The organism is Maribacter spongiicola (genome assembly GCF_052119685.1).
GTDB lineage: Bacteria > Bacteroidota > Bacteroidia > Flavobacteriales > Flavobacteriaceae > Maribacter > Maribacter spongiicola_A.
Genome location: NZ_JBGQOO010000010.1, coordinates 104,090 through 116,822 on the forward strand (window position 1 = coordinate 104,090; position 12,733 = coordinate 116,822).

The 12,733-nt window shown below is 34.9% G+C and carries 15 protein-coding genes; 7 read left to right on the top strand and 8 right to left on the bottom strand.

The genetic code is table 11. The features are described 5' to 3' along the window. Positions 1 to 128: 128 nt before the first annotated feature. The 5 genes from dnaJ to ACEN2N_RS14465 all read right to left on the bottom strand — a co-directional run bounded on the left by dnaJ (position 129) and on the right by ACEN2N_RS14465 (position 4,183). Positions 129 to 1,250, bottom strand: coding sequence for a molecular chaperone DnaJ (gene dnaJ / locus ACEN2N_RS14445; protein WP_441824989.1), 1,122 nt, complete (start codon positions 1,248 to 1,250; stop codon positions 129 to 131). A 9-nt stretch (positions 1,251 to 1,259) separates the two neighbouring features. Continuing rightward, positions 1,260 to 1,817, bottom strand: a complete 558-nt coding sequence (locus tag ACEN2N_RS14450) for a nucleotide exchange factor GrpE (protein ID WP_441824990.1) — start codon at positions 1,815 to 1,817, stop codon at positions 1,260 to 1,262. A 146-nt stretch (positions 1,818 to 1,963) separates the two neighbouring features. After that, positions 1,964 to 2,926 (bottom strand): TIGR01777 family oxidoreductase, encoded by a 963-nt coding sequence (locus tag ACEN2N_RS14455; RefSeq protein ID WP_441824991.1) that lies wholly within the window; start codon positions 2,924 to 2,926, stop codon positions 1,964 to 1,966. A gap of 113 nt (positions 2,927 to 3,039) precedes the next feature. Then, a complete protein-coding gene (gene mnmD, locus ACEN2N_RS14460) occupies positions 3,040 to 3,702 on the bottom strand; it encodes a tRNA (5-methylaminomethyl-2-thiouridine)(34)-methyltransferase MnmD (protein ID WP_441824992.1) in 663 nt (220 codons plus the stop codon). 1 nt (position 3,703) lies between these two features. Further along, entirely contained in the window at positions 3,704 to 4,183 is a 480-nt protein-coding gene (locus tag ACEN2N_RS14465; protein ID WP_441824993.1) for a DUF4920 domain-containing protein, read from the bottom strand. Between the two features lie 108 nt (positions 4,184 to 4,291). On the opposite strand from ACEN2N_RS14465, the gene ACEN2N_RS14470 reads away from it, so the two are divergent. Continuing rightward, the gene (locus ACEN2N_RS14470) at positions 4,292 to 5,362 is read left to right on the top strand and encodes a branched-chain amino acid aminotransferase (RefSeq protein ID WP_441824994.1); all 1,071 of its coding nucleotides are present in this window, start codon (positions 4,292 to 4,294) and stop codon (positions 5,360 to 5,362) included. 25 nt (positions 5,363 to 5,387) lie between these two features. Here the strand turns inward: ACEN2N_RS14470 and ACEN2N_RS14475 are convergent, their stop codons facing one another. Next, positions 5,388 to 5,774 (bottom strand): nucleoside triphosphate pyrophosphohydrolase family protein, encoded by a 387-nt coding sequence (locus tag ACEN2N_RS14475; protein ID WP_133686810.1) that lies wholly within the window; start codon positions 5,772 to 5,774, stop codon positions 5,388 to 5,390. A gap of 351 nt (positions 5,775 to 6,125) precedes the next feature. On the opposite strand from ACEN2N_RS14475, the gene ACEN2N_RS14480 reads away from it, so the two are divergent. From ACEN2N_RS14480 to ACEN2N_RS14500, 5 genes are all read left to right on the top strand, one after another. Beyond that, positions 6,126 to 6,305, top strand: a complete 180-nt coding sequence (locus ACEN2N_RS14480) for a hypothetical protein (RefSeq protein ID WP_441824995.1) — start codon at positions 6,126 to 6,128, stop codon at positions 6,303 to 6,305. Between the two features lie 18 nt (positions 6,306 to 6,323). Then, positions 6,324 to 6,695: a fluoride efflux transporter CrcB gene (crcB, locus tag ACEN2N_RS14485; protein WP_441824996.1), complete on the top strand. Its 372-nt coding sequence runs from the start codon at positions 6,324 to 6,326 to the stop codon at positions 6,693 to 6,695. Between the two features lie 291 nt (positions 6,696 to 6,986). Beyond that, positions 6,987 to 7,325, top strand: a complete 339-nt coding sequence (locus tag ACEN2N_RS14490; protein WP_133672409.1) for a P-II family nitrogen regulator — start codon at positions 6,987 to 6,989, stop codon at positions 7,323 to 7,325. 33 nt (positions 7,326 to 7,358) lie between these two features. Next, a complete protein-coding gene (locus ACEN2N_RS14495; RefSeq protein WP_441824997.1) occupies positions 7,359 to 8,597 on the top strand; it encodes an ammonium transporter in 1,239 nt (412 codons plus the stop codon). A gap of 99 nt (positions 8,598 to 8,696) precedes the next feature. Then, positions 8,697 to 9,761: an outer membrane beta-barrel protein gene (locus tag ACEN2N_RS14500; protein ID WP_441824998.1), complete on the top strand. Its 1,065-nt coding sequence runs from the start codon at positions 8,697 to 8,699 to the stop codon at positions 9,759 to 9,761. 84 nt (positions 9,762 to 9,845) lie between these two features. Here the strand turns inward: ACEN2N_RS14500 and ACEN2N_RS14505 are convergent, their stop codons facing one another. Further along, entirely contained in the window at positions 9,846 to 10,490 is a 645-nt protein-coding gene (locus ACEN2N_RS14505; protein ID WP_441824999.1) for a DUF1684 domain-containing protein, read from the bottom strand. Positions 10,491 to 10,580: 90 nt separating this feature from the next. Between ACEN2N_RS14505 and ACEN2N_RS14510 the strand changes: the two genes are divergently transcribed. Then, entirely contained in the window at positions 10,581 to 11,324 is a 744-nt protein-coding gene (locus tag ACEN2N_RS14510) for a DJ-1/PfpI family protein (protein ID WP_441825000.1), read from the top strand. Here ACEN2N_RS14510 and ACEN2N_RS14515 read toward each other — a convergent pair. Continuing rightward, entirely contained in the window at positions 11,311 to 12,726 is a 1,416-nt protein-coding gene (locus ACEN2N_RS14515; RefSeq protein WP_441825001.1) for an alpha/beta hydrolase, read from the bottom strand. The genes ACEN2N_RS14510 and ACEN2N_RS14515 overlap by 14 nt on opposite strands. Between the last annotated feature and the right edge of the window lie 7 nt (positions 12,727 to 12,733).

A 12,733-nucleotide genomic window follows, 5' to 3' on the forward strand; every position in this document is an offset into this window, starting at 1 on the left:
AAAAAGCAAAACCCACCCTTGATAAATCAAGGATGGGAAAAAAATTGCTATGAAAAAGAAAATTAATATTGGTTGCCCAATATTATTTCAAATATACGTTTTTTATTTAAAAACAAAATATTTAGTATCTACGAGAACATATCTTTTACTTTTTCAAAAAATGACTTATCAGATTTCTCTGGTTTAGGCTCAAAATTATCATTGCCCTGCATTTTTTCAAAAAACTCTTTCTGCTCTTTATTTAATTCTTTAGGTGTCCAAACATTTACATGCACCAATATATCACCGGCACCATAACCATTTAAACTAGTAATACCTTTACCTCTAAGTCTAAGTATTTTACCAGATTGAATACCAGCTTCTAATTTAATACGAACTTTGCCACCTACTGCATCAATTTCTTTCGAAGTACCTAATACAGCTTCTGAAATACTAACATAAAGATCATAATGTAAATTATCGCCCTCTCTTTTAAGGGTGCTATGCTCTTGGGTTTCGATGGCAACCAATAAATCTCCTGGCACTCCATTTCCTGGAGCTTCATTACCTTTATTAGGCACTTTTAACTGCATACCTTCTTCTACACCTGCAGGTATATTTATAGAAACCGTTTCTTCGACAACCTTTAAACCTTGTGCATCTGCATCGCCAGGTTTACCGTCTAAAATTTGACCGCTACCACCACAAGTGCTACAAACAGCAGCTGTTTGCATTCTACCTAAAATCGTATTCTGAATTTTGGTGACCTGACCTCTACCATTACAGGTAGAGCATGTTTTATAGGTAACCCCTTCAGCCTGAACTTTTCGTTTTACCTTAACTTTTTTCTCTACACCATTTGCAATCTCCTCTAAAGTCAATGACACCCTGATACGAAGATTACTCCCTTTCACTCTTCGCTGACCACCGCCACCGCCGAAGCCACCAAAGCCCCCACCGCCGAAGCCGCCACCGAAAATATCACCAAATTGGCTGAAGATATCATCCATATTCATACCGCCACCGCCAAAACCACCGCTACCGCCGCCTTCAAAAGCAGAATGACCGAACTGATCGTAACGAGCTTTCTTATCGGCATCACTTAATATTTCATAAGCTTCAGCAGATTTTTTGAATTTCTCTTCGGCCGAGCTATCTCCCGGATTTTTATCTGGATGATATTGCAATGCCTTTTTACGGTATGCCTTTTTTATTTCTGCAGCAGTTGCACTCTTACTGATGCCCAATACTTCATAATAATCTTCCTTCATTCCAATTTTTTAATTTCCTACTACTACTTTTGGATGCCTAATAATACGATCGCCCAGCTTGAAACCTTTTTCGATAACGTCGATAATTTTACCTTTCATCTTTTTGTCAGGTGCTGGTATTTGAGTTATTGCTTCGTGTATTTCTGCATCGAAAACATCGCCGGCCTTAGCCTCAACCATTTCTAGACCTTTATTTTTAAGAGTCTCTCTAAGCTTAACATTAATTAGTTCAATACCGGTAAATGCATCTTTATCATCTGACTTTGCCAATTCTTTCATAGCTCTATCAAAATCATCTAAAACAGGTAACAATGAAACAATTACTTCTTGCCCAGCAGTCTTAAATAACTCCATACGCTCTTTTGAAGTACGTCTTTTATAATTCTCAAATTCTGCAAATAGTCTTAAAAACTTATCTTTTTCTTTTGCCAGTTCGTCGCTAAGCGTTTCTTCTACCGACTTTTCTTCCTCTGCATTTTCATTCTCTAGCTTTTGTTCTTGATCTTCGCCATCTAATAGCGCATCCTCCAAGAATTCATCATCCAAAGTGTTTTCTTTATCACTCATAATTTATTGTAATTTAAATCGCTGATTAAAAGCAGGCAAAAGTACTGCCAATTTTTTAAAAATGTCAAAATGTCACGATGTCGCAAAAGATTAAAAAAAAATCCGCCAAAAGCGGATTTCATTTCATCTGAATAAAAGATTAACTTTTAAGACACGTATTGTTTTGTCACCTTACCTTTAGAAGGCGTACATTCAGCATTAGTATCATAAATAGCCCCAAGTGCCTGACAGATATTGGTATATTTAAAAACAAACCCTTCTTCTTCAATTTTTTTACTACTAACACGCTGACTTGCGAATAAAATATATGCCATTTTACCAAGTACCGTATACATTACAAGTTTAGGAATATTTGGTAAAATTAGCGGCATATCTAATGCCTTAGCAATTTCCTTTACCAGCTTGGCATTAGTGACCGGGTTTGGAGCGACTCCATTATATGTACCTTTCAATTCATATTTAGCTATATGAAGAAATATGGCTGCTAGGTCTGTAATATGTATCCAAGATTGCCATTGTTGACCAGAACCAAAAGCTGCGCCTACATAATATTTAACCGGTTTTGCCATTTCTGGCAATGCACCACCCTCTTTTGACATGACCAAACCGATACGAACTTTGGCAACCTTTAACCCTAAGGGTTTAAATTCGTTAATTTTTTTCTCCCAGACAGCTACTACCTCTCCTAAAAAACTATCATCAACAGAAGCTTCTTCTTCCGTGTAAAAATTACTTACCGAATCTGGATAAATACCTATCGCAGATGCAGAAATTAGTGATTTTACCGTATGATTTTCATTCGCTAAAAGTGTATTCTTAAGTAGTTCTAAGGTGTTGACCCTACTATTTATAATTTCTTTTTTATAACTAGTCGTCCACCGTTTAGAAATGCTAGAACCTGCCAAATTAATAATAACAGAAACTCCATCTAAACACTTAGAATCTATTTCGCCCGACTTCGGGTTCCAGAAATAACCTTGATAATTATCTTCAGAGACAATCTTATTTTTACGCGTGGTTAAGTAGTTAACTTTATAACCTTTTTCATGACATTGAGAGACTAACTCGCTACCAACTAAACCCGTCGCACCTGTAATCAATACTTTCATGGACTAAAGGTATCAATTTTGAAGATTTTTGATACACAATTTAATTCCGATTTAACATTGTCGCCGAACCTATTGATGTGCAGCGCGTTAAAGTTATATTAACAAGAAAAATATTATTGTTTTTTTGCTCTCAGCATTTCTCGCTTACCAGGAGGTCCAGGAAGCCGTTCTACTAGAAAGCCCACTTCTAACATAGCTCGCCTTACACTTCCTTTAGCTGCATAAGTAACTAAATACCCGCCATTTTTCATGGCATTGAACATGATTTGAAAGATTTCGACCGTCCATAATTCTGGTTGCACACGAGCACCAAAAGCATCAAAATAAACCAGATCATATTCGGCGACCGCATCAATCTCTTTGAAAAACTTTTGTTCTTTAAGTAAACTAAAATTTGGGCTAATTTCAACCACTTTATTCCATGGCGATGAATGCATAAAATCAAAATCTTCTTTTCTAGAAAGTGATTTTAATTCTTCTAAATAATTAAGCTGTTCGAGTTCTTCATTTGAAACAGGATATGCCTCTACACCGGTATACTTGATTTGTAAATTGCGTTTTTCAAATTCAATTAATGTAATAAAGGCGTTAAGACCAGTACCAAAACCAATTTCAAGAATATGAAGTTCTTGGTCTTTGAACAAATCTAACCCAGACTTGATAAATACATGATAGGCTTCTTGAATAGCACCGTGTTTAGAGTGGTACTGTTCTTGCCAATCCATAATCTGAATGGTTTTAGAACCATCGCCTGTAGTAATAATTTCTCTTTTCAAATTAATTTGGGACTAATACTCCTGATGCTTCAAAACTATATGTTCTTTTTGGAGCTGTAATTTTTGCTATCTCATCTTCTGTCTTACCACCATCTTTTGCATAATGCTTTTGATCATCAACACTCATTTCTTCAACAAATGCTAAGCCGTTTAAAACGACTTCTTTCTCTAGAATATCTGCAGGCATAAAGAATCCGTAATCTTTAAAACGAACCATAGCCTGTTCCCCTTGTGGTAGCTCAACAATCATCCAACATCCTTTTACTTTACAAACCTCTTTTACCTTCGTTTTAAATTGAAGATTTAAAGAATCTGAAACTGGCATTGATGTAAATTGCTTCATTACATCATCTTTACTACTTAAAGAAATGATTTTAAACTCCTCGCCATAGAATTCTGCCGATCCGCTTTTAGCTTCATGCTGTCCTAAACACGAAAAAACTCCAAATAAAAACACAAGTAAAATGTTAAATCCTTTCATAAATCCTAAAAATGTTGATTTCCCCACAAAACTCATCAATTTAAAACTGAAAAAGAAGTGCTAGTATGGATATTTGTTTAATTTTAATCAACTAAAGTTACGTATTTCATGAGTATTTCATCTAAAGATATCATAGTAGAAAAGGTTAAAACTTCAAAAATTGATCAAATAGATTTTGAAAATCTTGCTTTCGGATCAGTATTTACCGACCATATGTTAATCTGTACCTATAAAAATGGTGCATGGGAAACACCAAAGATTACACCTTACCAGCCAATTACGCTTGACCCGTCGTCAAAGATTTTTCATTACGGGCAATCTATTTTTGAAGGTATGAAAGCTTATAAGGATAAAAATAATGATGTCTTTTTATTTAGACCATTAGAAAACCATAAGCGTTTTAATATTTCTGCCGAGAGAATGTGTATTCCACAAATTCCTGAAGATTATTTCATGGAAGGTCTAATTGCACTTCTAAACCTTGAAAAAGATTTTATACCAACACAAGAAGGTAGTTCATTATATATAAGACCTTTTATGTTCGCTTCTGGAAATGGCTTTCATGCTTCACCAGCCGATGAATATAAATTCATTATCGCGTTTGCTCCATCTGGAGCATATTTTTCTGGAAAAGTAAAAGTACTTATAGAAGAAAAATATTCTAGATCTGCCAATGGTGGGGTTGGTTATGCCAAAGCAGGTGGTAACTATGCCGGTCAGTTTTATCCAACACAATTAGCTGTAGCTAAAGGGTACAACCAAGTAATCTGGACAGATGATACCAACCACGAATTTATAGAAGAGGCAGGTGCCATGAATATTTTCGTTAGAATTAACGATACCTTATTAACAGGCCCAACTAGTGATCGTATTCTTGATGGTATTACTAGAAAAAGTATATTAGAAATTGCCAAAGATTTAGGCATTAAAACAGAAGTTAGAAAAATTACCGTAAAAGAAGTTGTTGATGCAGCTAAGGACGGATCTTTAAAAGAAATGTTCGGTGCAGGTACGGCAGCTGTAATATCACCAATATCAGGTTTTGGTTTTAGAGATACCGATTATGATCTACCAGAGTTAGAAAATAGCTATGGTCTACTACTTAAAAAGACCATAACAGACATACAATACAATAAGTCTGAAGACAAATATGGTTGGAGAGTTAAAGTAAATGCATAAAAAAAGGGGCGAAACGCCCCTTTTTTTATTTATCTAATATGACACCAATATTTGGCTTAGAGTAATTAGGCCCTTTTAACACCTTACCGTCTTCACGGTAAATAGGTTTACCATCTTCACCAAGTTTACTCATATTGCTTCTTTGTATTTCATTGAATACCTCTTCAATCTTATACTGCATACCATGCTCTAAAATAGTACCGCATAAAATGTATAGCATATCACCTAGAGCATCGGCAACCTCAACAAGGTCATTATTCTGCGCAGCTTCTAAATACTCTTTATTCTCTTCATCCATTAAATTGAAACGCAACATATTTTTTGCCTCCCCCAAATCTGCTATCATATTTTCTGATACGCCTAGACCAAATGAATTATGAAACTCTGCTACTGCTTTGATTTTGTTTTTCATCTTTATTATACTGTTTTCCGTTAGCTTTGCATAAAAATATGAAATATGTTTAGCACCGGACAAATCATTTTTGCAATCGCTTTTGCAGTGGTTTTCGCTATAATTATTGTCTTTACTTATAAAAAGGACTTCAAATTACACCAAAAAAATTTTAAAGGCGTTAAGTGGATTGGCATTTTCTTTGCACTATTCATAATACTGTTATTAATTATGAAGTATATCCTAAAAGAATAGTTAATTTTTTTCCTACACCACAAAAATTAACATTTTCACAACAAAACAGTGAATATCAGCGTTTAGTATACCAAATACCGTAATTTTGCGTTATTCATCCATAAGGTGTAATATATTATGATGACATTTCTTACAATTTTCTTAGTATTAGTAGGTATTAACATTGCGTTAGTTGCCGTTAGCTTAATTAGTGTTTCGCAAAAAGCAAAAACACCATCTCAAAAAACAGCTAAACAACCAACATCTGTAATCTATCCGTTAGATTTACTTACTACAAGCTACAAGAAAGCAGTTTAGTTTTTACCTTTATAAGGTATGAAACAATTTTTACTGGTTTTTTTAGGTGGTGGTTTTGGTAGCATATTAAGGTATTACATATCTAAAAACCTCAACGCCTATTATTCAAATTTCTACTTAGGTACTTTTCTAGTCAATATTATTGGCTGCTTATTAATAGGTATACTAATAGGTCTCTCTCTCAAGAACAATTATATTTCAGAAAATCAAACATTATTATTGGCCACCGGTTTCTGCGGGGGCTTTACCACTTTCTCGACATTTGCATTAGAAAGTAACATATTACTAAAAGAATCTTCATTACTCCAAACATCCCTATATATGGGTTTCAGTGTAGCAATTGGAATACTAGCCATATCACTAGGGCTATGGATTTGTAAAATGTTATAGATTTAACATTCACCATCCACTATTTTATTTTTATTCATTTTTTTAAGTATTTGCTATTTTATTAAACAATCGTTAGATAATCACTCCTTTTCCTGACGATTATTCTATGATGTAGCGTAAATCACCATTACCCACTCTTAGTATCTTCAATATTATCTTCTATAAATAGCAATACCCTAATTTTTTAGGGGTATATATTATCATACTGATAAAAATTAGCTTTAAGACCCCATTAATTTTAGGGCACAATCATTATTAACATATATTTGGCAATATCAAAAACGTATTCAAATGAAAAAAATCGAGGCAATTATCAGAAAATCAAAGTTTGACGATGTCAAAGAGGCGTTGCACAATATAGAGGTCAACTTCTTCAGCTACTGGGATGTAACAGGGGTTGGAAATGAAAAAGAAGGTCACGTTTATCGCGGCATCTCTTACAGTACTACAGATATTCAGCGCAGGTACTTAACCATAGTAGTATCAGATGACTTTCTTGAAAAAACAGTTAACGCTATTCTTACAGCTGCATACTCTGGCAATGTGGGTGATGGTAAAATATTTGTTTCTGAAGTACTTGAAGCATATAGAATAAGAACCAAAGAAGACGGCTTAGCAGGTATCAACTAAACCATAAAACTAAATAACTAAAAACTAAACGAAATGGACGCAGGATTATTTACAGCTAATAATATATGGATGATGTTGGCTACCGCATTGGTATTCTTCATGCATACAGGATTTGCCTTTTTAGAAATTGGCTTAACCAGACAAAAGAACACAATAAACATATTATTTAAGAACATCTTTATTATTACAGGTGGTCTATTACTTTATTACGCATGGGGTTTCAATTTAATGTACCCTGGTTTCGAAGAAGGTGACATGGGAATCTTAAAATTTGCAGGCTTCGGTATTGCTGCCCCAGAAGGCGGAATGACTGCAGAATACGCAGACGGAGGTTATACATGGTGGACAGATTTTCTTTTTCAAGGAATGTTCGCAGCAACAGCAGCTACAATTGTATCTGGTGCAGTGGCAGAACGTATGAAAATTGGTGCTTTTATGATATTCACCGTTATCTACGTAGGTTTAGTATACCCAATTGTAGGCGCTTGGAAATGGGGTGGTGGATTCTTGGATTCAATGGGATTCTACGATTTCGCAGGTTCAACATTAGTACACTCAGTAGGTGGATGGGCTGCTTTAGTAGCAATTTTCTTATTAGGTTCTAGAATTGGAAAATTCGGTAAAGACGGTAAACCAAATGCAATACCAGGTCATAGTATACCAATGGCAACTGCCGGTGTATTAATACTATGGTTAGGTTGGTTCGGTTTTAACGGTGGATCAGTTTTATCTGCAGATCCAGAATTAACTTCGCTAGTATTGGTTACTACAAGTTTAGCAGCAGCAGCTGGTGGTTTTGGCGCAATGATTACATCAACTATACTATATAAAAATTTAGATTTAACCATGTTCTTAAATGGTATTCTAGGCGGATTAGTTGGTATCACTGCCGGTGCAGATTTAATGTCACCTAATGAAGCTGTAGTAATCGGTTTCATCGCAGGTATTATCATCGTTGGCGGTGTAGCATTAGTAGATAAAATTAAATTAGACGATCCTGTAGGTGCGGTAGCAGTTCACTTGATCTGCGGTATCTGGGGAACATTAGCAGTAGGTATTTTCGGAAGCATGGCTAGTGGAGCACAATTTATGACGCAACTATACGGTGTATTAATCGTAGGTGGGTTCTGTGTTGTCTCTTCTGGTATCATCTTAGGTGTACTTAAAGCAACAATGGGACTTAGAGTTTCTAAAGAAGAAGAAGTTGAAGGCTTAGATCTTCATGAGCACGGTATGGATGCTTATGCCGATTTTAGAATGAATCAACACTAAAAAAATACGGAGCGTTTTGCAGAACGCTCCGTTACATAACCTTTTCAATAAATAATTTCTCAAAATTAATTCATCCCATTGGGGATTAAATCAAAACTTATGAAAACGATTATTAATACAAAGTACGTAAAAAATATTTTCGCAACAGGTCTTATGCTTTTTGCAGCGGCTGGTGTAGTAGCTCAAGAAGAGGAAGAAGAGAAAAAATTCACCTTAAGTGGATCAATTGATGCTTACTACAGAGCAAACTTAAATGCTGGAAACGGCATTGACTCTCAAGCCCCAGGCAGTTCATTTGCAAATTTACCAGGATTCTCTTTGGGCATGGCAAATGTAATAGCAGGTTACGAAGGTGAAAAAGTTGGTTTTGTTGCTGACTTAGTTTTTGGTCCTAGAGGTACAGATGCAATTTTCGCATCTCCAATGTACTCTGCTACAGGTGATATAGTCAATCAGTTATATGCTTATTGGAATGTTAGTGACAAGGTAACTCTAACTTTTGGTAATTTCAATACCTTCTTAGGTTACGAAGTTATTTCACCAGTAGCAAACTTTAACTACAGCACATCTTACCTATTCTCTTACGGACCATTTTCTCATACTGGTCTAAAAGCTGATTTTGCTTTATCTGATGATTTTAGTTTAATGTTAGCAGTAATGAATCCTACAGATTTAACTGAATTTAACCCAACAGGACAATATGCATATGGTGTCCAATTAGGATATAGTGGGCAATATGCAAATCTATTAATGGATAATGGTTCATTCGAAATAGATTACACAGGTGGTTTTGATCTTTCTGATGATTTTTTCTTAGGATTAAACGCTGCTTACTTTAGCGGGGATGATGAAGATGGCATTGGAAGCTTTGCAGGTGTAGCTGTATATCCGCAATTAGCAACTTCTGAAAACTTTACAATAGGTCTTAGAGGTGAATATTTTGCTGAAACTGATTTCTTTGGTGCAATCGGTGCTGTAGATGCAGATGGTGACGCTAGTGTATTTGCCGTTACATTAACAGGAAGTGCGACAATAGGTGATTTAATAATTAAGCCTGAATTTAGATTAGACAGTACTTCTGAAGACACTACTTTTGTTAACGGAAACGGAGAGCCAATGAGCAGTCTTTCGTCTTTTGTACTTGCAGCGGTATATTCTTTCTAAGTTGAAAAATAAAATTAATGGTTGATTTTATAGTTTAAGTTTTAAACCTCGGCAATACCTGCCGAGGTTTTTTAATTTCACAACCTAATGTTCAAAAGCCTTTACCCCGGCTTTCACTGCAGTTTTTAAATTATTTACCGAAGGCACCAATGGGCAACTGAATTTCTTGTTATAAGCACAGTATGGGTTGTATGCTTTATTGAAATCTAAAACAATAGTATTCCCTTCTGGTATTCTTAAATCTAAATATCGTCCACCACCATAGGTCTCGGCGCCATTTGTTTTATCTGTGAAGGGTAAAAACAAATAATCTTTATATTTTTCTTGGGTAATTAATTCGGGAGTCTGGTATATTTCTAATTGATGCGCCTTACCGTTTAATGTAAATTTCGCAATACCATAAAGCACCTCTGTTGATTCTCTATCTGTAGTGGTTGGCATTGAAAAAGGAAGTGCTTCCGGAGTTCTAATAAACTCTGCAACAACTACGTAGTTTGTATCTACCTCAAAGAAATCTAAAGTTTCAAAATTTATACGAAAACGATCCGCCAATGGGGAAGTTTCTGGGTTTTTAAACTCCGCATTCAATTCTTTTTGAAACAATAAAATATCTGCTAATTTATCTGAAGTTACGGTAGATGCCACATCATTCTTAACATCATGATATTTCTTTTCTTGTCCGCACGAAATCAACATACCTAAAACCAAAACAGCAATACATAATCTCATATCTCTAACTTTACACTTCAAAAATACAATTTATTCATTGTAAGTTTTTTTTACATATAATCGTACTTTAGAACCTTATACTTTTTTAATATGAAATTCACCTATATTTTACCGCTATTTCTTATAATTTTAATAAGCTGTCAAGAGAAAAAAACTACCGTTGAAAAAGAGATCATCACTGAAGATATTAGAATAATGCCAGAGTTAAATCCTGAAAGCTACAACGTTGCATTTCTTATTATGGATGGTACTTTCAATACTGAATTTACTGCACCTTTCGATATTTTTCAGCATACTAAATATAGAGAGGGTATAAAGGCTATGAATACGTTTACCGTTGCAAACACCTTAGAGCCTATAACCACCTTTGAAGGGGTGCGCATACTACCAGATTATAATTACACGAAAGACGATTTACCTAAAATAGACATATTGGTAGTGCCCAGCGCAGAGCATTCGATGGATAGCGATTTAAAAGACATTGCCATGTTAGATTTCATCAAAAAGGTCGACAAGAATGCGTTGTATATGACTAGCCATTGTGATGGAGCTTTTCCTTTAGCGAAAACGGGTATTTTAGATTCGGTTGCCTCTACAACTTTCCCCAGTGATGTAGAAAATTACAGAAAGATGTTTCCTAATCTTAATATAAAAGATAATGTACTATTCGTACACGACGGAAAATACATAACCTCTGCAGGCGGAGCAAAAAGCTTTGAAGCTGCACTATACTTATGTGAAGTTTTATACGGAAAAGAGATTGCCAAATCTCTAGCTAAAGGGCTGGTTATTGATTGGGAATTAGAAAAAGTACCACACCTTACTGTTCAATAACATCATATCTAGCACCTTTCAGGTACTTTTCGACCACCTCGTTAAACTCAGGCATAATTCTAAATAATGCTGTGTGCTCTATAGAATATAAAGTTTGCGTATCTGTATACCCATTTTTCAATAGTTCTTCTAAATAAAACAACGCAGTACCATAATCTTCCATTTTTGAGCTAGTAGATATTACTTTCAAATAACTTGTATATTCATTAGGGGCTGTAATAGTTTTAATCATATACAACAAATTCAGGGCCTCTAAATCTGGTTCTTTATCAGCAGCTACATAATCGATATTATCAGAAATTAAAGCATTGATATACCCTCGCAGCCTACTAGACATTTGTTTTTCGAACAAAATGGAACTTTTATCAAGTTTGTTCAATTCTTGCATTTGATAATTCCACCAGCCTAAATTAGCATAGTTGTAAGAAATAATATCTTCTTCTAGATAATAACTATAATCATCTTTTGTAAACGATTCCTTTAAAAAATAGCTGTTTTGACTTCTATTTGCTTGTTTGAAAATAGGGCTACGTCGTAGTATTTTCTGAGATTCCTTTAAAGAGTCTAGCTTCATAAATGGATAGAAAATCTTTTCCATATCAGACATTTGATACGTAGCCAAAAGAGGTTTCTGGTTTGTTACATTAGCATTCGCATCAACAAAAAAATCATTATAAGACGCCTTAATTAAACTATCATTCTGCGCTAAATAACCTTTCGTCATACTGGTCAATGTCAACATTCTAAATGCTTTAGAAACCGTTTCAATTTCCGGCAGATTTCGATCACCATCAAAAACTATTAATTGGTTCGGGAATTTCAATTTATTAAGTTCAAACTTAGCCTCATACATTGATAAAAAATTAAAGTCTGATCTATTCACCACACCAACAAACTGAAATGGCTGTTTAGGATTTAAAACTTCAAAACTACCAATTGCAGCACCAATAGAAATAACGCCCTTAACTTCATTAATAAAGGCTGGTACTATTGAAGCAAACATAGCCCCACCGCCGAAGCCGACTGTATACATTCGATTTTTTGCCGTTGGCACAGTATTAAAGACAGAATTGAACATTCTATTTGCAATAAGAACATTTTGAGAAATTGAAAGCGAATCGCTAATATTATTGGAACTGGCCAGTACATAGCCTTCTTGCTCTGCAGCATTCATCAACATAGAAACCGCTGCTTTACCCTTACCTTCCAAATCCATAACGAAAGCTACGGGCCAAGCTCTGTCTACACTAAAAGAAGTTGGTAAATAAAGTGAATACGTTTCATTTACACTATCGTTCACTATTAAATTTTCTGTAATGGCACCCCTTAACAGTCTCAATTCTTGAGCATAAAAAAAGGTAGAATTTAATATCAGGGCAAGTAGTAGTATTTTTTTCATCATATAATTT